Origin of the sequence: Snodgrassella sp. ESL0324 (genome assembly GCF_013344955.1) — a bacterium.
Lineage (GTDB): Bacteria > Pseudomonadota > Gammaproteobacteria > Burkholderiales > Neisseriaceae > Snodgrassella > Snodgrassella alvi.
In genome coordinates this window covers 435705-459460 of record NZ_JAAEDS010000012.1, presented here as the reverse complement: position 1 = coordinate 459460, position 23756 = coordinate 435705, and the positions used below count along the sequence as shown (strand labels likewise).

Below are 23756 nucleotides of genomic sequence, written 5' to 3'. Positions count from 1 at the left end.
TGTCAGGAATTTAAAGGAAGTATTACGGTGATCAGTACCAATAAAATTACGATGCAGTTTGGCGCGAAGCCATTGTTTGAAAATGTATCGGTTAAGTTCGGTGGGGGCCATCGTTATGGGTTGATTGGTGCCAATGGCTCGGGTAAATCAACTTTTATGAAGATTCTCGGCGGTGATCTTGAACCTACTAGTGGTGAGGTGGCCATTGATCAAGGCCTGCGTCTGGGTAAGCTGAGACAGGATCAGTTTGCGTATGAGGATATGCGCGTACTGGACGTGGTACTGATGGGGCACACAGAAATGTGGGCAGCCATGACAGAACGCGACGCCATTTATGCTAATCCGGATGCCACTGAAGATGATTATATGCGCGCGGCCGATCTGGAAACAAAATTTGCCGAGTATGACGGCTATACAGCTGAGGCACGGGCGGGAGAATTACTTGCCGGTGTCGGTATCGATGAACATCTGCATAATGCCAGCATGAGTGAAGTTGCACCGGGTTTTAAACTGCGTGTATTACTGGCACAGGCACTGTTTTCCAAACCGGATGTGCTGTTGCTGGATGAACCGACCAATAATCTGGATATTAATACTATTCGCTGGCTGGAAGGTGTGTTGAACAGCTATGAATCCACCATGATTATTATTTCGCACGACCGCCATTTTCTGAATGAAGTATGTACTTATATGGCCGATGTAGACTATGGTGGTATTACTCTGTATCCGGGCAATTACGATGATTATATGCTTGCCTCTACACAGGCACGTGAACGTACTTTAAAGGATAATGCTAAAGCTAAGGAAAAACTTCAGGAATTACAGGAGTTTGTGGCACGTTTTTCTGCCAATAAATCCAAGGCAAGACAGGCAACCAGCCGGGCGAAACTGGCTGATAAAATTAAGGCAGATATGGTGGAAGTGAAACCTTCCAGCCGTCAAAGCCCGTTTATCCGCTTTAATTTTGATGATAAGAAAAAGCTGCATCGGCAGGCGCTTGAAGTTGAGGATTTATCAAAACGTTTTGACCGGCAATTGTTTAAAAAGCTGAGTTTGATGCTTGATGCCGGTGAACGTCTGGCAATTATCGGCCCTAACGGTGCTGGTAAATCTACGCTGCTGAAATTACTGGCTGGTGCATATAATGAAGCATACAATGATGGCATTAAAGCAGATAGCGGTACTATAAAATGGGCAGAGAAAGCACAGGTTGGCTATTACCCACAAGATCATGAAAATGATTTCGATGTATCTATGACTCTGACTGAATGGATGCGTCAGTGGGGCAAGGAAGGCGATGATGAGCAGGTGATTCGCGGTACTTTAGGCCGTCTGCTTTTTGGCAGTAATGAAGTCGGCAAGCAGGTACAAGTACTTTCCGGTGGTGAAAAAGGCCGTATGCTATATGGTAAACTGATTTTGCAGGAACCTAATGTGCTGGTAATGGATGAACCTACAAATCATATGGATATGGAAAGTATTGAGGCGCTGAATATGGCGCTGGAAAAATTCCCGGGTACTCTTGTGTTTGTATCTCATGACCGCCAGTTTGTTTCCAGTCTGGCTACACAGATTATTGAGCTGGATGGTGAAGGTGGTTATGAATATTATCTGGGTGATTATGAAGGTTATCTGGCTAAAAAGGGTGTAGTTTAATATTTGTGAGCTGCCTGTGTTTACAGGCAGTTTTTTTATATGGGAGAAAAAATGAATACCGGCAAAAGTAACCCAGTTAAGCTGATTGAATGTAATGAAAAAGAACATGCGGCAGCCATTCTGGCGCTGTTTAACGATACTATCGCCACCTCAACTGCACTGTATGATTATGAGCCCCGTTCACTATCATTTATGCATGGCTGGTTTGCAGCTAAACGTGAGCGCAATTTTCCGGTTATCGGTGCAGTAAATAGTCAGGGTGAACTGTTGGCTTTTGCTTCATGGGGTGCATTCCGTGATTATCCTGCCAATAAATATACGGTTGAACACAGTGTATATGTACGTAATGACTGTCGCCGGCAGGGACTGGCACGCAAACTGATGCAGGAACTGATTGTACGTGCACGTCAGGCTGATTTACATGTATTAATGGGTGTGATTGATGCAGCCAATGACAGCAGTATTGCTCTGCATGAACAGCTTGGCTTCAAACATGTCGGCACATTCCCTCAGATTGGTTTTAAATTTGGTCACTGGCTGGATGCGGCACTTTATCAGTTAATTCTGGATACTCCAGCTCAGCCTGTCGATGGTTAATAATAATTCGGCTTTTTACAAAGCTCGCAACCAATACAAAATCATATCTTAGCCGGTTTTAAGCCACCAGTGCACAGTTACTAAACCCAGAATAGTCAGCAGTAAAGAACCGCCTGTATGCAGCAGTATATGTGTTACTGCCAGAGTATAACGTTGTGACAAAAGCATTTGCACGGCTTCGAGTGAGAATGTGGAAAACGTAGTCAGCCCGCCGAGAAAACCAGTAATAACAAACAGACGCCATTCCGGAGCAATCTGGGTAAAATGTATACACAATGCACTGAACAGACCAATCAGATAAGCACCGATCCAGTTTGCCAGCAGTGTGCCATAGGGCAAACCGGAATGAAACGTATTCAGCGAGATTCCCAGAAGCCAGCGCATGATGGCACCCAGAGCTGCGCCGGCAGCAATGGCAAATAAAGATAAATACATAATCAATCCAATCATACGACGAATATACAATTAATAATTTTAAACTAAAGCCGGACATGCCATATTGCCTTCTGCTGCTGAAATGACTACGCTAGTGTTTTTAGACATGTAGAAAGTATCAATATGGATCTGACTGAAACCAAAATTTCCAGTAAAGAAGTTTATCGCGGTTCCTTTTTAAATGTTTTAGAAGACACTGTTCGTTTACCCAATGGCAACCAGGCACAGCGGGTAGTTGTACAGCATCCGGGTGCCGCGGCTGTACTTGCGGTTACGGCTGAGCAAAAAGTGGTATTGGTACGACAGTGGCGCTATCCGGTAGGTGAGGCTTTACTGGAAATCCCCGCCGGTAAGCTGGACGGAAAAAATGAAGATCCTGCGCATGCTGCTTTGCGCGAGCTGGCTGAAGAAACCCCTTATACTGCTGCTGAAGTGAAACTGATACATACTTTTTATACTGTTCCCGGTTTCGGTGATGAAAAAATGTATCTTTATCTGGCTGAACATGTGCAACCAAATAGTGTTCTGGCGGCGGATGAAGATGAAATTATTGAACCGGTGTTGCTCAATCGTGAGCAAGTGCGTTCGGCACTGGCAAATAATCAGATTCATGATGGAAAAACGCTGATTGCTTTGCAGTACTGGTTGTTATATTGTTAATAAATTTATATTTGTCATGAAAATAATCCCGTTACCCGCTCTTTCTGATAACTATATCTGGCTGTTGCAGCAAGAAAATCAGGCTATAGTAATTGATCCGGGCGAAGCACCTGTTGTTATAAATTATCTGATTGAACACAATCTGACCCTAGATGCTATCTGGCTTACTCATTCTCATTATGACCATATTGATGGGGTGGCGGAATTAAAAAAACATTATTCGCAATGCCAGATTATCGGTTGCATTGATTGGCATATTGTGAATATACCCGTAACTGAAGGCAGTAAATTTCAAGTATTCGGTCAACATGTAACAGTTTGGCATATTCCCGGGCATACTACTGATCATTTGGCTTATCTGGTGTGCGATTCTGCCGGTCGTTACAGAGTATTTTGTGGTGATACGCTGTTTAGTGCAGGCTGCGGACGAGTCAACGGGACTATGGCACAATTGTTCAGCAGTTTGCAGCGTTTAAACAGTCTGCCGCCTGATACCTTGTTTTATCCGGCACATGAATATACCGCAGCAAATTTGAAATTTGCACAAGTCGTTGAACCGAATAATTCTGCAATCAGAAAAGCATTAGTACAGGCAGATAAATTACCTACCTTACCGGTAAGTCTGGCACATGAACGCACAATCAATCCTTTTTTGCGTATCAGTCAACCGGAAGTGATGACCACATTACGCCAAAAAGGCCTCTCAGAGCAGCAGCTTGCTCAACCATTGGCAGTGTTTACTTATTTAAGGGAGTGGAAAAATCATTTTTAAAAATTAATCACAGTGTGACTTTCTGCATGCTATGATTATTTCAACATAATAACGAAGGAATAAATGAGTTGAAACTGAGCTAAAGAATGGCGACTGATTATCTCAGCCGGCATATAAAGCTTTCAATTTATCTGAATATGAAAAAATCATCATATTGCATGGGCTGGACTAAGTTGCTCAGTACCCAGCGCTTTAAGCCGGAAAATGGTTGTATTGTGCCTACAGTGACCGCTTCAAGTGAAGAGGGGGCGGATGCACTGCGTACTGATTTTCATATTGATTATGATCGTGTGGTTTTTTCCAGTGGTTTTCGCCGTCTCGCCCGTAAAACGCAGGTTCATCCGTTTGCCTTACATGACCATACGCATAATCGTCTGACTCATAGTGTTGAAGTTGCCAGTGTCGGGCGCAGTCTGGGAAATCGGGTCGGTGTAATGCTGAATGCCGGCCATTTCCTGCCATCTGGCAGCCATGCTGCTGATATCGGGGCGATTGTACAGGTTGCCTGTCTGGCTCATGATTTCGGTAATCCGCCATTTGGCCATACAGGTGAAGATGCATTGCGTGAATGGTTCCGTGATCCGCAGCATGCTCATTATTTACAGGAATTGAGCAATACAGAACGCAATGATATCGAAACTTATGAAGGAAATGCACATAGCTTGCGTCTGGTAGCCAGTCTGGAAATGTATCAGAATGATGGCGGAATGCGTCTGACTGCTGCTGTCATCGGTGCTTTAATTAAGTATCCGTGGACCAGTTCTGCGCCGCATAGGCGGAATAAATTCAATATTTATCAGACTGAGCTGCCCTTTATGCGTTGTATTGCAGAACAGCTGGGGTTACCGCAAACCGGTGAAAATCAGTGGATGCGCCATCCGCTTTCATATTTAATGGAAGCTGCTGATGATATTTGTTATGCCTTGCTGGATTTGGAAGATGCTGTCGAAATGGGATTATTACAGGTGGCAGACGTAGAGCAAATTCTATCCAGGCTGACAAATAAAGAATATTTCTGGCAGTCTTATAGCAGTCAGGAGCGTTGTGCCCGATTGCGCGGAATTGCTATCGGAAGAGCAGTAGACGATATTGCACATACTTTTATTAAGCATCATCGGGATTTATTGAACGGTTCATTTCGAGGTAAGGATTTGCTTGCTCTGGCTAGTCCGGATGTTAGTGAAGCTCTGAACGCTGCAAAAGAGCTGGCTCGCACACGTATATTCCGCCATCAAAGTAAGCTCATTACTGAAATTGCTACTTTCCCTTGTCTGGGTTCGATACTGGGTTTGCTTGTACCTGCGGTGCATGCCTTTATTAAAACCGATCAGCTTAGTAAAAGGCAAGAGCTGGCATTGTCATTATTAAAAGAACAAAAACTGGATAAAAAGGATGGTTTATATCTGGGATATATGAAAGTTCTGGATTTTGTAGGTGGTATGACTGACAATACTGCGGCAAAGCTGGCGCGTGAAGTATCCGGAATCGGAATGCTGTAGATTTTTTTTTGCTTATATAGTTGCAAAATAAATATATAAAAATCAATATATTTATCTATTTGTTTTCATTTTTATCTATTTTTGGCTTGCCAAAAGACCATTTATTGCGTATTATCGCGCTTCTTGATTTTCGGTGACTCTTAAACGAGTTCGAAAGCAGTGCACCCGTAGCTCAGTTGGATAGAGTATCTGGCTACGAACCAGAGGGTCGGGCGTTCGAATCGCTCCGGGTGCACCATCAAGCTAATGCGCCCATCGTCTAGCGGTTAGGACATCGCCCTTTCACGGCGGTAACCGGGGTTCGATTCCCCGTGGGCGTGCCAGATTTTAAAACCTGTTTGATTTTTCAAACAGGTTTTTTTATTTTAGCTTGAAATATTGCTGGTTTAATTGTTTAGTCCTGAGAATATAGCTGCTAAATTTTGTCATTAAATTTTTCAGGTTTCACTGGAGCTGTTAATACAGATAAATATTTTATACGCCCAAATAAGCAGACCGTTGAGATAGCCACCGTTGCAAGTGTTTATTGACTACTTCAGGTTGCTGGCTAATCAGAACAGGCGCTAAATCACGTGCTTTTTCCAGTATGGGCAGATCTTCTTCCAGATTGGCAAAACGCAGCATCGGCATACCACTCTGGCGTGCTCCCAGAAACTCTCCCGGTCCGCGAATATTCAAATCTTGCCGGGCAATTTCAAAGCCGTCGGTATTTTCATAAATTACTTTCAAACGTGCTTTGGCTACATCACTAAGAGGTTCACTAAATAACAATACACAGCGGCTGGCTGCTGCTCCACGTCCCACCCGACCGCGAAGCTGATGCAATTGTGCCAGTCCCATACGTTCAGCATGTTCTATTACCATCAGACTGGCATTGGGTACATCTACACCAACTTCAATCACTGTTGTAGCTACCAGTACCTGAATACTGCCTTCAACAAATGATGTCATAACAGCTGCTTTTTCTGCCGGCTTGAGCCGTCCATGTATTAAGCCTATATTCAGTTCCGGTAACGCCGTCTGTAATTGAGCAACTGTATCTACAGCAGTTTGCAATTGCAGTACTTCAGATTCTTCAATTAACGGGCAGACCCAGTATACCTGCCGGCCTTGTGCACAGGTATGCTTTACCAGTTTTTCAACTTCCTGACGGCGGGCCGTGTTTACCAGACGGGTTATAACAGGTGTTCGTCCGGGAGGCAGTTCATCAATGACAGAAACATCCAGATCGGCAAAAAAACTCATTGCCAGTGTGCGTGGTATTGGTGTGGCGGACATCATCAGCTGATGTACATCTTCACCTTTATTTTTTAATGCCAGACGCTGGGCAACGCCAAATCTGTGCTGTTCATCAACAATAATCAGACCCAGATTATGAAAAGTAACATCATCCTGAAATAGAGCATGCGTACCTATTGCCAGCTGAGCAGTACCATCTGCCAGTTCTTTCCGTGCTTCATCACGAGCTTTTTTCCGCATACTGCCTGAAAGTCTGAAAATCCGGATTCCTAAAGGTGAAAACCATTGTGTGAATTTCAGATAATGTTGTTCAGCCAGAATTTCTGTGGGCGCCATGACTGCTACCTGAAAACCGGCTTCTATTGCTATTGCCGTTGCCAGAGCACAAACAATGGTTTTACCGCTGCCCACATCTCCCTGTAGTAAACGGTGCATCGGGTGTGTCTGAGCTAAATCATCAGTGATTTCAGCAAGAGCACGCTGCTGAGCTTCTGTTAAGGTAAAACTCAGGTTAGCCAGTAAATGCTCACTAATATGGCCGTTACCAGTTAAAGCTTTTGCATGCCCGTTTAAGCGTTGCTGGCGTGCCAGCCTCATGGATAACTGCTGAGCCAGCAATTCATCAAATTTCAGTCTTTGCCATGCCGGTAAAGTACCTTCATGTAAATCACGCGCAGTGTACTCTGGTGGCGGAGAGTGCAGAAAAATCAGGCTTTCCAGCAGGGGAGGTAATTGTAACTGCTGTAATAATTCAGCCGGCAGTGTATCATCTGCCGGCAAGTGCTTGAGTGCAGCCTGAATCAGCCGGCGAAGAGCAGGCTGGTTTAGTCCGTTAACGGTGGGATAAACCGGAGTAAGGCTTTCTGCCAGTCCTTTATCAATATCAGTGCGAATTTTTGGGTGCACCATCTCATCGCCAAAAAAACCATGTCTGATTTCACCCAGAGCCCGAATCACATTACCTTCTGCCAGTTGTTTTTGCTGATTAGGATAAAAATGCAAAAAACGCAGGTACAAGACATGTCCGGATACGTCCTGAACTTGTACTACCAGCTGTTTACGCGGACGGAATTGTATTTGCTGATGAATAACAGTAGCTTCAATCTGTACCGGCACCCCGTTCTGTGCATCAGCAATCGGCGTAATATGTGTCTCATCTTCATAGCGTAATGGTAAGTGTAAAGCCAAATCCCATATATTAGTAATATTGAGTTTGTTCAGTTTGGCAAGCGTATTGGCACTTACTGGAAAGGGAAAATCAGCAGCAGACATAGTGACAAACAGTAAAAGCATATTACAACATGGTTACAATAGCATGTTTGCACGTATAGCGCTAATCTGACTACTTTAATCATATTTAAAGAATTGATCAGAATATCAAATTAATACACTGTGTATTTTGATTAAAAAATAAACCCGTTTCGCTATCCGGACAGCGAAACGGGTACTCTGACAGAATGAATTAATCTTGTCGCTCAACCTGTGTTACATCACGTACAGCACCGGTATCAGCACTTGTAGTCATGGCTGCATAGGCACGTAAAGCAACAGAGACATGACGCTGACGTTTAACAGGTTTCCATGCACGGGCACCACGACTTTCCATTTCTGTGCGGCGTTGTACCAACTCTGCATCAGATACAGCCAGATGTATCCGGCGTTCAGGAATATCAATTTCGATAATATCTCCTTCCTGTACCAGCCCGATATTGCCGCCTTCAGCAGCTTCAGGAGAGGCGTGACCAATCGAAAGACCCGAGGTGCCCCCGGAAAAACGACCGTCTGTAAGCAGAGCACATGCTTTACCCAAACCTTTAGATTTCAGATAACTGGTCGGATAAAGCATTTCCTGCATTCCTGGGCCACCTTTGGGACCTTCATAACGGATAATAACCACATCACCAGCTACTATTTGATTACCCAGAATGGCTTCAACAGCTTCATCCTGACTTTCAAACACCCGGGCGCGACCAGTAAATTTAAGGATGCTATCATCTACACCAGCCGTTTTAACAACACAGCCGCGTTCTGCGAGATTACCGAATAACACAGCCAGACCGCCGTCCTGAGAATAAGCATGCTGTTTATCACGGATACAGCCATTTTCACGATCCAAATCCAGAGAAGGCCACATCGCGTTTTGTGAGAAAGCCTCAGTTGAACGGATTCCGCCCGGTGCAGCGCGATAACGTTGTATTGCCTCAGTATTGTTCTGATTGCTTACATCCCAGTGCTTAATCGCATCTGCCAGTGTAGGCATATGTACAGTATGTACACTGGTATCTAGTAAACCGGCATGATTAAGCTGGGATAAAATGGCCATAACACCACCGGCACGATGCACATCTTCCATGTGATATTTTTGTGTAGCCGGAGCCACTTTACACAGGCAGGGTACATGGCGGCTTAACTGGTCAATATCAGCCATTTTAAAATTAACACCGGCCTCGGTCGCAGCTGCCAGCAAGTGTAATACCGTATTGGTAGAACCACCCATAGCAATATCCAGACTCATAGCATTATTAAAAGCTGCCTTAGTTGCAATACTGCGCGGAAGCACACTGGAGTCATCCTGTTCATAATAGCGTTTGGCTAATTCAACAATACGCCGGCCTGCTTCAAGAAAAAGTTCTTTACGTAATGCATGGGTAGCAAGTAAAGAACCATTACCAGGTAAAGATAAACCCAGCGCTTCAGTCAGACAGTTCATTGAATTAGCCGTAAACATACCTGAGCATGAACCGCAGGTAGGGCAGGCACTACGCTCCACTTGTGCAACCGTTTCATCGCTGATTTTATCGTTACCAGCCTCAATCATTGCATCAATCAGATCCAGCTTGCGGATTTGTTGCTCACCATTGGTGGCTGCGATAATTTTACCCGCCTCCATCGGACCACCGGAGACAAAAATAGTCGGAATGTTCAGGCGCATAGATGCCATCAGCATTCCCGGAGTAATTTTGTCACAGTTGGATATACACACCAGTGCATCAGCACAATGTGCGTTGACCATATATTCCACACTATCCGCAATCAGGTCGCGTGAAGGCAGACTATAAAGCATTCCTTCATGTCCCATAGCGATGCCATCATCAACCGCGATGGTATTAAATTCCTTAGCAATACCGCCAGAACGTTCAATTTCACGTGCTACCAGCTGACCTATATCGTGCAAATGCACATGTCCGGGAACAAACTGAGTAAAAGAATTGGCTATAGCAATAATCGGTTTACCAAAATCACTATCAGCGACACCTGTTGCACGCCAGAGTGCGCGTGCACCGGCCATATTGCGCCCATGTGTAGAAGTTTGTGAACGGTATTGTGGCATTATGCATTCCCTTGTATTGGTTTTTATCTGTAAATGTAAAACAACTGCCAGCATAGTACGCAGGCAGTTGATGTTTGTAAACTTAGAACTGAATTGATTATATAATTTTAACAGGTTAATTTCAGGCTATACAAAAGTTTATATAGATGAAACAGCATATCAGTATGAAATATCCCTAAGTATATATAATTATACTTTTATGACAATTGTTTTGGCCAAATAATCTTGTAAAGTCCGACGATTGGTATCCACTCTGAACAGCATTACCAGGCAAAATAACGGAATTAAATATCCATATACTGGATTCAATATCAGAACAGCTAACATATCAACGTTTAAAAGATAGATATAAAATTCTATCAATAAATATGAAAAAATACCGGAAATTGTATAAAACACAATTTCACGAATTAATACAGTACCGACAAATCCCGGATTGCGCCCGTCAAGCTTAATAACTTTAATTTTCAACAGATATTTGCCAATCGACTGACCTGCTTTACTCATCATAATTAACTGTAATATGAAAAAAGGCGTTAAAAATATTAACATAAATATATAGAAAGCTATTTCATCAATACTCTCAGATTCTTGCTGAAAAATATATTGAACTATATATAACAATGAACTCATACAGCAAAAGAAAAGAAAAAGTATACAATTAATTATATGTGCTGCAATTCTTTCCCATGGACTTGCAAGTTTAACTTCAATTTCTGAATCATGAAAATCATCATAATCATAAATATTTTTTGAAAAATCTTTCTGAATATAAGGCATGGTAAATTTTATTAAAATTTATAAAAAAACATTAAGTCAATTTATTATAATTCAAGTATATTAAGTAGATAATTTAATAAATATTTGTAATATAATCAAGATTAATTTTTCAATAAGTTAAATATAGTTAATCATTTTGCTTTGTTTTTTGTCAACTTGTCAATCATGAGTTTTCTAAATTATTTTTTTATTTAACAATTCAGAATATACAAATATGTGAATATTTTTCAAAAATCAGTTTTAATGTTTTATATTAATATTGCTAATTTAACAAATTTAATTGTTTGAAAATAATATGATTGAAATACATGATGTTATAAAAATACAAAATCTTGATAAAGATAATAATTCTGCAAAAGATTATGTGGCGGCAACTTCCTTGCAGCGAATAATTGCAGTCATAATTGTATTACTCTTGATGCATTTTTTTAATGATTCTTCCATTCTGGCAATGTTTCTGGATGCGGACACGTGGACTGTTTATAGGTAAAAAATAATGGGTATCAAGGTAATACACCTTGATAACACATCGCCTGATTTTTGGACAAATGTGATAAAAAGGGAATTTATTTATTATATATTCTTACAATAAGTATTTTTATTTACCAGATCCGCATAATGAGGTTTTTTATATTTTTTCTTATTTATGCCATTTAATTTGTTTTTATCAGTAACAGCACGTCCATTAATACTTGTAATTTTTCTGATAGATATATTTAATTTGATGTGTTTGTATCGTCTATTTTCGAATAAATTTTTATCTGTTACTTTACAAGATAAATTTGTAAAAACTATAGTAGTACAAAATGTTTCAAAATAGCTTTTGTAAAAATTATATTTATAATATATAAATCAATCTACATTCAGTAAGCCCCGGAAAATTAGAATTATCCGGGGCTTACTGGTTATTTAACTTTTACAACGATCGTGTCAGCCAGAAAGTCTTGCAGGGTACGTCTATACCAGCTGGTAGCAAATACCATACATGGAATAAACAGGAAAATCAAAGTTCCAAAACCCAATGTCATCATACTAATGATACTTGCTATAAAACCGTATACAATTTCACGTAGCAGTATATTATGTATAAATCCCGGATTATCTCCATTGGTTCTGATTACACGAATTTTAAGTAAACGTTTACCTATTGACTGACCATATTTTGTCATCCAGCAGATTTGCCAGATAGTATAAATAATCGATGTTACAAAAGTGAAACCAATAATAATTTCAGTTAATGGAAGAATAAGCCAGTTTAAAAAAAAATGCTCTAAAAAAAACTGGACCAATTGTTCTATATTATCTAATGCATCTGCTTCATCAGGATCAATACTCCCTAAAAATTTACATATCGAAATCGTATAATAAATGTAGAAGGGTGTAGCAATCAGATATCCAATTATATGGTTAATTACTACAGCACTTAATCGATCAGCTGGCGACGCTAATTCCAGTTTACCATTAGCTAATGCAGATAAAGATTTATTTGAATTAACTAAATCAACACTACCACGGTAATTTTTTTGCATAAAAAGATAATATATGTAATAAACAGTTTTTAATTGTATTTGTATGATAAATATTTTGCAATATATAAATTTATATAACAAAAACAGACAGGCTAGACAGCCTGTCTGTTTTTTCTAATAAAATTTTATAAAGAAGTTCGTAATTCAGCCGAGAGTTTATCCAGAATACCATTAATGAATTTATAGCCATCGGTACCACCAAAGGTTTTAGTAATTTCGATAGCTTCATTGATAATTACCGGATGGGGGGTTTCAGGCATAGCAGAAAGTTCATGACAGGCCATCAGTAATACAGCCCGTTCAACCGGATTAAGCTCATCTTCGTGGCGGTCCAGCAGAGGACGGATCCGTTTCATGTAATCACGCTGATTGTTATAGGCACCAAAAAATATCTGGGTAAACAATTCTTCATCAGCTTTGACGAAATATTCATTATCACGGATATTCTGCGCAATAATAGCAGCTGATTCTTCGTTATTCAGTTGTGCCTGATATAAAGCCTGAACAGCAAACTGACGGGCACGACGACGTGGTGTAATCATTGACATGTATACAATGTCCTTGTTTAATAAATAATCAATATTGAATTTTAAGCAGATTGGCCATTTCTACTGCCACTATAGCCGCTTCACTGCCTTTATTGTGCATACGTGCCAGTGCCTGAGCATCGTTTTCGGTAGTCAGTATAGCATTGGCAATGGGTATATTGTGATCCAGACTAACTCGGGATACACCTGCGGCGGCTTCGTTGGACACCAGCTCAAAATGATAAGTCTCACCGCGGATAACCACTCCGATGGCCACCAATGCATCAAATTTGCCACTACCAGCCATGCTTTTCAATACCAGAGGTACTTCTAAAGCACCCGGTACAGTAGCCAAAGTTATATCGCTGTCTTTAACCCCCAGTTTAATTAAGCGGCTGCAACAGGCTTTGACCAGCTCTGCTCCGATAGGATTAGTAAAGCGTGCCTGTACAATGCCTATACGCAGGCCAGAGCCGTTATGTTCCGGGGTGATGGTATTCATTCAGTTTCCTTTTTTCATCTGTTACGCCTCAAGCACCATTGCATTGTCCGGAATAAAATACTTACATCACAGACACACAAGTATTTATGCTTAGCATTCTGATTTTACCGAATTTGCCAATAGGGTGGAATGTTTAAACTGTTTTTTTCTGTTTGTGTCTGGGCTTAAGTGAGCCCAGATAAATGGCCAGTAAGGTCAGTGCAGTACCAGTCCATTGCACAGTATTTATCGGTTTATTCAGCAGGAAAAAATCGATCAGAATTGCAGCAACAGGTTCACTTAATAGTAATAAACCGGTTAAAGTCAGTGACAGCAAAGGTACGGCATAAGCAATTAACCCCCAGGCAAAACACTGCATGACCACACCGTAAATCATGATCAGAAGAATATCTTTTGTGTTAGTAGGCCAGAAATGGCTTGAGTCAATGAGGATACTTGGCACAATTAATGCACCGACTGCTCCGACACTGACCAGCAGCATCAGCGGAAATAATGCAACCGGCTCTGCCAGATGTGCCTGACGAATACATGCCATGGAGGCAGCCATTGCTGCACCGGAAATCAGACCGATAAAAATACCATAACCACCATGTGAATTGTGTCTGAGTTCAGGGTGGGCGATCAGTAAAATACCGATTACAGACAATATCATGCTGAATAGTTGTAATTTGCTCTGTCGTTCACCGAAGAAAAACCAGGCAATTGCCGCCAGAAAAAAAATCTGCATACTGTTGAGCAGAGTAGAAATTCCCGGACCTACTGCATGAATGCTTTCATGCCAGAATGCCAGATCAAAACCTAAAAATACACCTGATAGCATACAAAACCGTTTTGCTTTATTGCTTTCAGGCAGTTTCTGACCAAAATAGCGACTTAAAATCAGAAAAACGATACCACCAATGAATACACGCCATAATGCAATGGCATAAGAACCAATAGATACAAATTTAACAATCAGGCTGCCGAGTCCGAAAACAACGCAGCCGAAAGTTAAACCGGAAGCAGCCCATTTTTGCGGGGTCAGTTGCATTAGATACCATCCTTAAATAACAGCCATTACAATAGGCTGTCGGAAAATACCCGATGCCGGTGTTCAATGGCAACAGATAATTCAGACAGCCTGAGGTGGGGTATTGTATTTAATTGTGTTACTAAAATATATACTTGTTTAGTAAAGAATTATTATCGGGATGGTTCTTCAAACCCGGTAACTTCCAGACCAAATCCATTCAGGCCGGTAAAGGCAGAAGGCTTACCCATTACCCGCATGCGTTTGACTTTTAAACCAGCCAGTATCTGAGCACCGATACCATAAGTTTTACTATCCCACTGTCTGGTCTGATGAGTGCCTTTGGGTAAGGTGCGGTCTAATAAAGTGGCTCCGGTTTCGGTACGGTGCATCAGAATAATTATACCGGCATCAGCTTGCTGTATACGTGCCATAGCTTCAGGTAGTGGCCATGTATGCAACTGATCCGGTTGCAGAAAATCCATGGCGCTAAATGGTTCATGTACTCTTACCAGTACTTCACCGGCAGTTTCCGGATCGCCTTTAACCAGTGCCAGATGGGTTTCACCGGATAATTGATCAACATATACATGCTGAGTAAAATCTCCCCATGTTGTGTGGATAGTATTTACTCCCAGTTCTTCTATCAGACTTTCGTGACGGCTGCGATATTCAATCAAATCAGCAATAGTGCCAATTTTAATATCATGTTTTTCAGCAAAAACCATTAGCTCCGGCATACGGGCCATAGTGCCATCGTCATTAATGATTTCACAGATAACGGCTGCCGGAATCAGGCCGGCTAGTTTGGCTAAATCAACGCTTGCCTCAGTGTGTCCGGTACGAACCAGAACGCCGCCTTTTTGTGCACGTAATGGAAAAATATGACCCGGCTGGACAATATCTTCTGCTTTGGCTGTAGGGGAAACTGCTGCCTGTACAGTATGGGCACGGTCTGCTGCGGAAATACCGGTAGTAATACCATGTGCTGCTTCTATGGAAACCGTAAAATTAGTACCATACTGAGCGCCGTTATTCTGTGTCATCAGTGGTAAGCGGAGGCGATCTACTATTTCTTCTTCCAGAGGCAGACAAACCAGACCCCGGGCATATTTAATCATGAAATTGATGGCTTCAGGTGTGACAAACTGTGCAGCCATGATTAAATCACCTTCGTTTTCACGGTTTTCTGCATCAGTAATAATAACCATTTTACCGGCTTTTATGTCGGCAATAATTTCAGGAATGGTGGCAATACTCATGATAGTAAACAACGCTCCCTTAATAAAATAAGGATTATTTTACTCTGGATTACCGGGACTGGTGCGCTTTTATCTTAGTGTTATTCGAATGCCGGCTACGAAATTAACGGAATAAAAAAATTAAAATAAACAGATTAAGCTGCAATATCATTAATCAGGCAGGAAATTATATAAATAATAATGATTTTTTACTCAAGTTACAGAATAGATAGTGAGATAATAAAATTTTACTTGCAGGCATTATTGATGAATAAAAGATGAGTCAGTCGCTTTCTTTAATTTTTCAGGTACAAAACTTTTTTGAAAGCAGCAAACCGTTTTCAAAACGGACTGATTGTGAAAAGTGGATAAATACAGACTTGACGGAACAGCTTTTCTCATTGGGGAAACAAATATTTATCAGAAATCGCCGTAAAAGATATAAAAAGAATTAAATTAAAAAATCTGATTTTTCTTAAAACCATACAATGAACCAAGCAATTTCTTAAAATAAACCATACAATTTTTTAAAACAAACCATACTACTTATTAAAAACTAAGGTGCTGACTATTTTTTAAACATTAATATAATTAATATACATATTTATTTAAATTGTGTTGTTTCAAATTTTATACTATGTGAATTTTTTTACTTAAAAAAGATGATAAACTAACAAATAATTATTTATAGCTGAATATTTTGAAACCGATTATTACTTATTTGGATAAATAGTAATCAGTTTCTGTATATTTATATAACATATTTTGTATATAAGCAAATTTATAATTAATTAATTTTTTACTTTATTTATATATTTTTGCATATATTTCTGCGCGGTATCAACAATTGCCTGTGTCTGAGCATCCACTTCGAGATTGATGCGATCATTTACCTGACAGCTTCCAAATAAAGTCCGGTTCATGGTTTCAGGAATCAGATGAACGTTAAATTCAGTAGCGGTTACCTCGCCGATCGTCAGGCTGCAGCCGTTCAGCCCGATAAAACCTTTAGTAAGGATATAAGGGGCTGCACTTTCAGGGAGATTAAACCAGACAGTACGATTATCAGGGGTGTCTTCAATTTTATTAATGGTGGTCGTAGTAAAAATATGACCACTCATAATATGACCGCCAATTTCATCCCCATAGTGTGCAGCACGCTCAATGTTTACCGCATCACCTACTTGTAGTTGTCCTAAATTGGTTTTGGCCAGACTTTCCGCCATGACATCAAAACATACTTCATCACCTTTAATAGCTGTAATGGTCAGGCAGCAGCCATTATTGGCAATAGAAGCACCGATAGTCAGGTTGTCACAGGCTCCCTCAGGGAGACGTACCTGTATTGTGCGCAATTGTTCATACTCTTGAATAGAGGTAACGGTACCTAAACCGCAGACAATTCCTGTAAACATTTATATTCCCTTTAAACAGATCAGGCAGATTGTGTATGTCTGGTTTTTGCAGCCTTTAACCGGGCTTCTTTGCGAATGGCTCCTTCCTGAAAACGGCGAGCCTCTTCTTCGCTGGCAATACACAGCGGCGGTACAACTGTAGGTTTGCCGTTTTTGTCTACAGCAACCATGCTGAAATAACAGCTATTAGTGTGACGTGCACTGCGATGCTGGATATCCTGTGCTTCCACGCGAATACCAACTTCCATAGAAGTTCGGCCGACATGGTTGACTGACGCATAAAAAGTAACGAGTTCGCCCACGTGAATTGGTTCTTTGAATATTACCTGATCAACTGATAATGTTACTACATATTCGCCAGAATAACGACTGGCGCAGGCATAGGCTACCTGATCCAGTAGCTTGAGTAAATCTCCGCCATGTACATTTCCGTGAAAATTTGCCAATGCCGGAGTCATAAGTACAGACATGGAGAGCTGATGCTGCGCACCTTGCGGTGGTAAAGGTGTAGGTTTCATGGAATAGCCTCTGATGTGTGTTTCTGTGTTAATTATTGTCTTTCTATGAAGACTGGTTGTTATTATAGAAGCTATTGATAGTTATAACCAGCGCCGTCTGTAGAAATAAATTAATAAGCTAATAATTATAGTCGCCATAAGACCGAGTACCACAAAATAACTATAATGCCAGTGTAATTCAGGCATGTTATCAAAATTCATCCCATAGATACCGGTAAGGACATTCAGTGGCATAACGATGATAGTGATAACGGTAAGCATGCGCATTTGTTCATTCAGATGGTTTGACTGATAGGATAAATGCACATCCATCATGCCCATTACAGTATCTCGTGCACTGTCGAGCGTTTCCATTAATTGCTGGGTATGGTCATACACGTCAAGTAAATAAACATGGGTGTTCTGACTGAACATGGAAAATTCTCCATGTACAATTCGGCCGACAATATCACGGATAGGGGAAAGGGTACGGCGCAGATTACTGGCATCACGTTTTAACTGGTGGATCAGAATCAGTAAGTTTTTATTACTGTTGCTAAACAGGCGTTTGTCTACACCTTCAACCCGATTATCAAATTCATCTACAGTAACGAAATAATCATCAATGATACGATCCAGCAATGAATACGCCAGAAAATCAATTCCTTTGCGGTAGATATCGCTGTAATTATGCTGAATATATTTACGGATAATATGCAGTAATCCGAGCGGTTCAAACTGGAAAGTAATAATATAATTCTGACCAATGATGATATAAATCTGGTTATATTGCAGTTTTTGTTTTTTATAAACAAAAACTCGTGCGGCTACAAACAGATAATGTCCATAGTCTTCAATTTTCGGACGCTGCTTGCGACTAAGCATGTCTTCCATGGCCAGTTCATGGATATTAAAAGGCTGTAATAGCTGATGCAGCTGTTCGTTATCAGTAATACCAATCAGGTGAATCCATGTAAGACACTCTGTATCAGGTACCGGTATGTTTTTACTGCATATATCGTCGCCAGTGAAGCTATGATTGATTAGTTGCTTTTCTTTAATCCGGATAATAGTCATGGATTGTGCCGGCATGTTGCTGACATTGCTGCGATGTACCAGACTAGGCAGATTATGGGTCTGAGCCAGTTTGTTACTGGAAACATTCGGCGTTGTACTCATGGGACATCCTTGACTGAATTATGGTTTACATGGCTTTGATTTCTAACTGTAATCCAATTTTCTGCCATAAAACAGATTCCTGCAATAAGACACTATCTGTAAGCGGATTGTGTTTTAACCATTCTTTACTCAGGCTGATGGTCAGTTTCCTTAACTGTTGGTCATAGTGAATGTCACAATGATTCACCGGTATCTGAATGTCCTGCCGTGCCCGGCAGAACAGTGCAGCCAGCCGTAATGACAATATACCCAGCCAGAGCATTTCCTGCTGACTGAATTCAGCTATTTTGCGCAGGTCGCCGCGCTGTCCTAATACCATTGTGGCCAGAATATGCTGTTCTTTACGTGAAAAACCGGGCATATCAGCCTGATCGAGAATATAGGCTGCATGCTTATGAAAACCAGTATGGGAAATATCCAGACCAATTTCATGTACCAGCGCAGCCCAGTGTACATATTGCTGCCATTGTTCCGGATGATCAGGAGAGACAGAGGCGGACAGATGATTGAATATCATTTGAGCCAGCACGGCTACCCGTTCTGCCTGGATGGTGTCAACATGATATCGCTGCTGAAAATCAGCTATAGTCTGGTTGCGCATATCATCACCAAGTTGTCGTCCGATCATGTCGTAAAACACACCATCCCGCAGTGCGGCGTCGGTTACTGTCATTTCGCTGATATTCAGTTCGGCAAAGGCGGCAATCATTACAGCCAGTCCGCCGGCAAAAACCTCTGTCCGGTCTGATTTTAAGCCTTCCAGTTTGGCTTTTTTGGTGCTTCCGGCTGCAATAATATGATTGGCAATTTTGTGCATTTGTGTTGCGGTAATTGCATCAATGGTTGTGTCGCCGGCTGCAATCACATCGCGAATAGAGCGGGCAGAGCCGGAGGTACCAATAGCGTGATGCCAGCCAATATTTTTGAGTGCGACGGAAATACGCTGAATTTCTGCCCGTGCATTGTTGACTGCGGCCTGAAAATTTTTATGGTGTATTTTACCGCGCGGGAAGAACCGCATACTGTAGGAAACACAGCCAAGATTCAGGCTTTCAGTAATGGCAGGCTGTAAATCCTGTCCGATAACAAATTCAGTAGAGCCGCCGCCAATATCTATTACCAGCATGTTTTCACCCTTAGGCGGTAAGGTATGAACCACACCGGTATATATCAGTCTGGCTTCTTCGCGTCCGGCAATAATATCAATCGGAAAACCCAGTCTGGCTTCGGCAAGCGGTATAAACTGGCTGATATTTTTGGCAACGCGAAAAGTATTGGTTGCAACAACTCTTACCTGATCGGGATTGAAACCACGCAGTCTTTCTCCGAATCTGGCCAGACAATCCAATGCGCGTTGCTGAGAATCCTGATCAAGATTTTTTTGTTCGTCCAGTCCTGCTGCCAGCCTTACCATTTCTTTGATGGAATCAATGACCTGTAAATGGCCGTTCTGATTGTGGCAAATCTGGAGACGAAAGCTGTTAGAGCCTAGGTCTACAGTAGCGAGCATGTCTTGCGTGGTCATAATAAATATTTTTTAGTTCAGATAGGCATAATGTTACCGTATCCCTACCACAACTGCCATGAAAGGCTGTTTTGCCAAACGCTGTCGGCGAAAATGATACACAAGTAACAGTGAATTTTATTTTTGGGTAAAAATAAAAAGGGGAAATTTGCGATTGAATGTACTTAAGTATTTCGGCAGAGCTGAGTACTTTACATTGCTATTATGCTGACAGATTGCAGCAGTGCATAGAGCTAGAATCAGCTGAAATCCGGATACAATTCAGACCGCTGTATCTGTGGAATAAATTTTGCCGGTATGGCGGATTTATTCATGGATAAGCGGTCTGAGAATCAGCTTGAGACTAATATTTTACAGACTGTAATACATTTCAAATTCAAGCGGATGTGGTGCCATACGGATGCGTTTTACATCATCGCTCTTGAATTCAATATAGCTGTCGATCCAGTCCTGACTGAATACGCCGCCACGGGTTAAAAATTCATGGTCTGCTTTCAGTGCTTCTAGTGCCTCTTCTAAAGAAGCACATACGGTTGGTACCAGAGCATCTTCTTCCGGTGGTAAATCGTACAGATTTTTATCTGAAGGATCACCCGGATGAATTTTATTCTGGATGCCGTCCAGTCCGGCCATTAACAAAGCGGTGAAAGCCAGATAAGGATTAGCGGTAGGATCCGGAAAGCGAGCTTCGATACGGCGGGCTTTTGCACTGGCAACGTACGGAATGCGGATAGAAGCTGAACGGTTTTTGGCAGAGTAGGCCAGTTTGGTCGGGGCTTCAAAATGCGGAACCAGACGTTTGTAAGAGTTGGTTGACGGATTAGTCAGCGCATTCAGTGCTTTAGCATGTTTAATGATACCGCCGATGTAGTACAAAGCCAGATCAGACAGGCCGGCGTAGCCATCACCGGAAAACAGATTTTGTCCGTCTTTCCAGATAGACTGATGTACATGCATACCGGAACCATTGTCACCGAGAATAGGTTTTGGCATGAAAGTAGCAGTTTTGCCAAAGTTGTGCGCTACATTCTGGATGACATATTTCATATCTTGTGTCCAGTCAGCACGGCGCACCAGTGTATTGAAACGGGTACCGATTTCCATCTGACCGGCAGTGGCAACTTCGTGGTGATGTACTTCTACCGGAATGCCGATCGCTTCCAGTGTCTGGGTGCAGGCAGAACGTAAATCCTGACCGGAATCAACAGGTGCTACAGGGAAATAGCCGCCTTTAACGCCCGGGCGGTGTCCGGTATTCTGACCGTCATATGATTTACCGCTAGACCATGCGGCTTCTTCAGAATGAATTTTATAACGGGTACCGCTCATATCGGTTTGCCATTCTACGCCGTCAAACACGAAAAATTCCGGTTCCGGACCAAAGAATGCAGTATCACCGATACCGGTTGATTTCAGATAAGCTTCGGCACGTTTTGCGATGGAGCGCGGATCACGGTCGTAACCCTGACCATTGGCCGGATCGATAACATCACAGGTTAAAACAACTGTGGTGTCATCATAGAAAGGGTCAATAAATGCTGTCGATGCATCTGGTCTCAGAGTCATATCGGAAGCCTGAATTCCTTTCCAGCCGGCGATGGAAGATCCATCAAAAGCCTGACCGTTTTCAAACCATTCTTCAGGGTCTTCCAGCACAATTCTGGCTGGTACGGATACGTGCTGCTGTTTGCCTTTTGTATCGGTAAAGCGCAAATCAATGAATTTGGCATCATTTTCTTCAATCAGGCTAACTACTTTTTTTATTGACATATTTAAGGCTCCCATTAAGGTCTGGAGAGTGACAAACTCTCCGGCAAGTTAAGGTGATTCTGCCACATTCAATTTGTAAAAAAAACGCATTGATGTAAAAAAAGCCGGTTTTTTATAACGGATTAAATTAATTTATTTAAAAACATGTTGTTATATATATCTATTCTGGTTTATATCAGAATTTGTGAACTATCAGATTTAGATATTCACTACAGAAAAATTTAATAAATCAAATAATGTCAGGAAATAAGGAAGAGCCAGGTTGATGTACCAGGCAGAATATTACCGTAAATAAAAGCGTTATTTCAAATTTTCTTATGTTATTGATTCAGAATGTTGATATTTGAATCGAATCGTATTGATTTGTTTCAGCCCGTAAGTTATCTATTAACTCATAATTAACGGGCTGAAATTAATAAATATTAATTATTTATTTGATTTTTCCGTATTTTTTCAAAATAGCTAACAGTTGATCCTGCGGTAGTGCCTGAACCAGATTGTGGTCACGACCTTCCATGGTTTCAGCTGCACATAAAGCATTTAATACTGCTTCTTCAACTGCTTCTACTGTGGCAATATAAAGCGGATCAATAATTTCATCGCTCAGCATATCAATTTTGCTGATGCCCAGACTGTAAGCATTTTCATTAGCGGTAGAGAAAGCCAGAAAAATGTCGCCGGAACCGTTATCACCATAAGCGCCGAGTAAGCCTATGCCAATAGGGACACGTTTGGTGAGTTTACTCAGTTGCCAGGGAAGTAACGGGGCGTCGGTAGCCAGAATCACAATGATAGATCCTGTTCCCGGTTTGGGGGCAAAAGTATTAATTACTGGCATGGTTTCAGGGCCAAATTCATCTTTCAGCGGAATACCGCAAATTTGAAAAGTATCACGCATACCATGGTTGGCCTGTACCAGTACACCCAGAGTAAATTCACCGGCTTCTGTGCTGACTATACGTGATGCGGTGCCGGTACCACCTTTGAAATCATGGCAGATCATGCCGGTGCCACCACCGACGTTACCTTCAGCAATGGCACCTGCGTGTGCATTATTTAAAGCCTCAAGTGCATGTTCAGGTCTGATATGAAAACCATTAATGTCGTTTAATAATCCGTCCCATGTTTCGCCCACTACCGGATAAAAATATCCTACGCCGTCTACAGGCTGACCATTGTTAACATATGGAAAATAAAAGTGATTATCTATCATCCATTTGCTGGTGGTATCGCGTACAATACCTACGCTGTTAGTATTGGTAATGAGTACCGGACCATGCATTAAACCTGAATCATCCAGCCAGTGTGTGCCGGTTAATTCTCCATTGCCGTTTAAATCATGCCTGCCGACAAATACGGCACTTCGTTGTTTACCTCTGGGCAAAATAGCGGTTACACCAGTACGGGCAAAAGCTGAACCCGGACCTGTATAATCATCCGGTGTACCATAGATAACGGTACTGTAGCCAACTTCAATGCCGCATACATCGGTTATCGCATTGTTTTTGCCAGTGGTGCCGGTTAGAGGAATTCCTAATTCCCGTGCACGTTTCTTAGTCATAATATTTCTCCTTTTTTACATATATCATGTTG

Annotated in this window: 19 protein-coding genes, 2 tRNA genes and 1 pseudogene; 7 read left to right on the top strand and 15 right to left on the bottom strand. The window is 41.6% G+C overall.

The annotated features are described in order from the left end of the window. Window positions 1-27 precede the first annotated feature (27 nt). The gene (locus GYY70_RS04240) at window positions 28-1656 is read left to right on the top strand and encodes an ABC-F family ATPase (RefSeq protein ID WP_025330365.1); all 1629 of its coding nucleotides are present in this window, start codon (window positions 28-30) and stop codon (window positions 1654-1656) included. Between the two features lie 39 nt (window positions 1657-1695). Then, window positions 1696-2253, top strand: a complete 558-nt coding sequence (locus GYY70_RS04235) for a GNAT family N-acetyltransferase (RefSeq protein ID WP_238791809.1) — start codon at window positions 1696-1698, stop codon at window positions 2251-2253. 48 nt (window positions 2254-2301) lie between these two features. Here GYY70_RS04235 and crcB read toward each other — a convergent pair whose 3' ends face one another. Further along, entirely contained in the window at window positions 2302-2688 is a 387-nt protein-coding gene (gene crcB / locus GYY70_RS04230) for a fluoride efflux transporter CrcB (RefSeq protein ID WP_174831381.1), read from the bottom strand. Between the two features lie 123 nt (window positions 2689-2811). Between crcB and GYY70_RS04225 the strand changes: the two genes are divergently transcribed. From GYY70_RS04225 to GYY70_RS04205, 5 genes are all read left to right on the top strand, one after another. Beyond that, entirely contained in the window at window positions 2812-3348 is a 537-nt protein-coding gene (locus GYY70_RS04225; protein ID WP_037391996.1) for an NUDIX hydrolase, read from the top strand. A 16-nt stretch (window positions 3349-3364) separates the two neighbouring features. Then, the gene (gloB, locus tag GYY70_RS04220) at window positions 3365-4120 is read left to right on the top strand and encodes a hydroxyacylglutathione hydrolase (protein WP_174831380.1); all 756 of its coding nucleotides are present in this window, start codon (window positions 3365-3367) and stop codon (window positions 4118-4120) included. 158 nt (window positions 4121-4278) lie between these two features. Then, complete coding sequence (locus tag GYY70_RS04215) at window positions 4279-5619, top strand: deoxyguanosinetriphosphate triphosphohydrolase (RefSeq protein ID WP_174831658.1); 1341 nt, start codon at window positions 4279-4281, stop codon at window positions 5617-5619. Window positions 5620-5780: 161 nt separating this feature from the next. Then, window positions 5781-5857, top strand: a tRNA-Arg gene (locus tag GYY70_RS04210). A gap of 10 nt (window positions 5858-5867) precedes the next feature. Further along, a tRNA-Glu gene (locus GYY70_RS04205) sits at window positions 5868-5942 on the top strand. Window positions 5943-6093: 151 nt separating this feature from the next. Here GYY70_RS04205 and recG read toward each other — a convergent pair. The 14 genes and pseudogenes from recG to GYY70_RS04135 form a co-directional block, all read right to left on the bottom strand. Then, entirely contained in the window at window positions 6094-8130 is a 2037-nt protein-coding gene (recG, locus tag GYY70_RS04200; protein ID WP_174831657.1) for an ATP-dependent DNA helicase RecG, read from the bottom strand. A 190-nt stretch (window positions 8131-8320) separates the two neighbouring features. Continuing rightward, the gene (ilvD, locus tag GYY70_RS04195) at window positions 8321-10189 is read right to left on the bottom strand and encodes a dihydroxy-acid dehydratase (protein ID WP_084552840.1); all 1869 of its coding nucleotides are present in this window, start codon (window positions 10187-10189) and stop codon (window positions 8321-8323) included. Between the two features lie 189 nt (window positions 10190-10378). Next, on the bottom strand, window positions 10379-10969 hold the full coding sequence (locus tag GYY70_RS04190) for an RDD family protein (RefSeq protein WP_174831379.1): 591 nt from the start codon (window positions 10967-10969) through the stop codon (window positions 10379-10381). A gap of 905 nt (window positions 10970-11874) precedes the next feature. After that, the gene (locus tag GYY70_RS04185; protein ID WP_174831378.1) at window positions 11875-12498 is read right to left on the bottom strand and encodes an RDD family protein; all 624 of its coding nucleotides are present in this window, start codon (window positions 12496-12498) and stop codon (window positions 11875-11877) included. Between the two features lie 125 nt (window positions 12499-12623). Then, window positions 12624-13040 carry a transcription antitermination factor NusB gene (nusB, locus tag GYY70_RS04180; protein WP_084547423.1) on the bottom strand — a complete coding sequence of 139 codons (417 nt, stop codon included), beginning with the start codon at window positions 13038-13040 and terminating at the stop codon, window positions 12624-12626. Window positions 13041-13074: 34 nt separating this feature from the next. After that, window positions 13075-13527, bottom strand: coding sequence for a 6,7-dimethyl-8-ribityllumazine synthase (gene ribH, locus GYY70_RS04175; protein WP_174831377.1), 453 nt, complete (start codon window positions 13525-13527; stop codon window positions 13075-13077). 133 nt (window positions 13528-13660) lie between these two features. After that, the gene (locus GYY70_RS04170; RefSeq protein ID WP_084547407.1) at window positions 13661-14557 is read right to left on the bottom strand and encodes a DMT family transporter; all 897 of its coding nucleotides are present in this window, start codon (window positions 14555-14557) and stop codon (window positions 13661-13663) included. A 152-nt stretch (window positions 14558-14709) separates the two neighbouring features. After that, window positions 14710-15792, bottom strand: a pseudogene (ribBA, locus tag GYY70_RS04165) (bifunctional 3,4-dihydroxy-2-butanone-4-phosphate synthase/GTP cyclohydrolase II); the annotation flags it as partial. Window positions 15793-16568: 776 nt separating this feature from the next. Beyond that, window positions 16569-17192, bottom strand: a complete 624-nt coding sequence (locus GYY70_RS04160; RefSeq protein WP_174831376.1) for a riboflavin synthase subunit alpha — start codon at window positions 17190-17192, stop codon at window positions 16569-16571. A gap of 20 nt (window positions 17193-17212) precedes the next feature. Then, complete coding sequence (locus tag GYY70_RS04155) at window positions 17213-17710, bottom strand: acyl-CoA thioesterase (protein ID WP_025330379.1); 498 nt, start codon at window positions 17708-17710, stop codon at window positions 17213-17215. 81 nt (window positions 17711-17791) lie between these two features. Then, window positions 17792-18868: a magnesium/cobalt transporter CorA gene (corA, locus tag GYY70_RS04150; RefSeq protein WP_174831375.1), complete on the bottom strand. Its 1077-nt coding sequence runs from the start codon at window positions 18866-18868 to the stop codon at window positions 17792-17794. A gap of 25 nt (window positions 18869-18893) precedes the next feature. Beyond that, entirely contained in the window at window positions 18894-20393 is a 1500-nt protein-coding gene (gene ppx, locus GYY70_RS04145) for an exopolyphosphatase (protein WP_174831374.1), read from the bottom strand. Between the two features lie 351 nt (window positions 20394-20744). Next, on the bottom strand, window positions 20745-22163 hold the full coding sequence (gene glnA / locus GYY70_RS04140; protein WP_025330382.1) for a type I glutamate--ammonia ligase: 1419 nt from the start codon (window positions 22161-22163) through the stop codon (window positions 20745-20747). Window positions 22164-22593: 430 nt separating this feature from the next. Further along, window positions 22594-23724, bottom strand: coding sequence for a P1 family peptidase (locus GYY70_RS04135; RefSeq protein ID WP_084585086.1), 1131 nt, complete (start codon window positions 23722-23724; stop codon window positions 22594-22596). Window positions 23725-23756: the final 32 nt, after the last annotated feature.

Bases quoted from the DNA above. Each gene is read 5' to 3' on its own strand.
- GYY70_RS04235 (WP_238791809.1), top strand. From the start codon at position 1,696: ATGGGAGAAAAAATGAATACCGGCAAAAGTAACCCAGTTAAGCTGATT.
- crcB (WP_174831381.1), bottom strand. From the start codon at position 2,688: ATGTATTTATCTTTATTTGCCATTGCTGCCGGCGCAGCTCTGGGTGCC.
- GYY70_RS04225 (WP_037391996.1), top strand. From the start codon at position 2,812: ATGGATCTGACTGAAACCAAAATTTCCAGTAAAGAAGTTTATCGCGGT.
- gloB (WP_174831380.1), top strand. From the start codon at position 3,365: ATGAAAATAATCCCGTTACCCGCTCTTTCTGATAACTATATCTGGCTG.
- GYY70_RS04215 (WP_174831658.1), top strand. From the start codon at position 4,279: ATGGGCTGGACTAAGTTGCTCAGTACCCAGCGCTTTAAGCCGGAAAAT.
- recG (WP_174831657.1), bottom strand. From the start codon at position 8,130: ATGTCTGCTGCTGATTTTCCCTTTCCAGTAAGTGCCAATACGCTTGCC.
- ilvD (WP_084552840.1), bottom strand. From the start codon at position 10,189: ATGCCACAATACCGTTCACAAACTTCTACACATGGGCGCAATATGGCC.
- GYY70_RS04190 (WP_174831379.1), bottom strand. From the start codon at position 10,969: ATGCCTTATATTCAGAAAGATTTTTCAAAAAATATTTATGATTATGAT.
- GYY70_RS04185 (WP_174831378.1), bottom strand. From the start codon at position 12,498: ATGCAAAAAAATTACCGTGGTAGTGTTGATTTAGTTAATTCAAATAAA.
- nusB (WP_084547423.1), bottom strand. From the start codon at position 13,040: ATGATTACACCACGTCGTCGTGCCCGTCAGTTTGCTGTTCAGGCTTTA.
- ribH (WP_174831377.1), bottom strand. From the start codon at position 13,527: ATGAATACCATCACCCCGGAACATAACGGCTCTGGCCTGCGTATAGGC.
- GYY70_RS04170 (WP_084547407.1), bottom strand. From the start codon at position 14,557: ATGCAACTGACCCCGCAAAAATGGGCTGCTTCCGGTTTAACTTTCGGC.
- GYY70_RS04160 (WP_174831376.1), bottom strand. From the start codon at position 17,192: ATGTTTACAGGAATTGTCTGCGGTTTAGGTACCGTTACCTCTATTCAA.
- GYY70_RS04155 (WP_025330379.1), bottom strand. From the start codon at position 17,710: ATGAAACCTACACCTTTACCACCGCAAGGTGCGCAGCATCAGCTCTCC.
- corA (WP_174831375.1), bottom strand. From the start codon at position 18,868: ATGAGTACAACGCCGAATGTTTCCAGTAACAAACTGGCTCAGACCCAT.
- ppx (WP_174831374.1), bottom strand. From the start codon at position 20,393: ATGACCACGCAAGACATGCTCGCTACTGTAGACCTAGGCTCTAACAGC.
- glnA (WP_025330382.1), bottom strand. From the start codon at position 22,163: ATGTCAATAAAAAAAGTAGTTAGCCTGATTGAAGAAAATGATGCCAAA.
- GYY70_RS04135 (WP_084585086.1), bottom strand. From the start codon at position 23,724: ATGACTAAGAAACGTGCACGGGAATTAGGAATTCCTCTAACCGGCACC.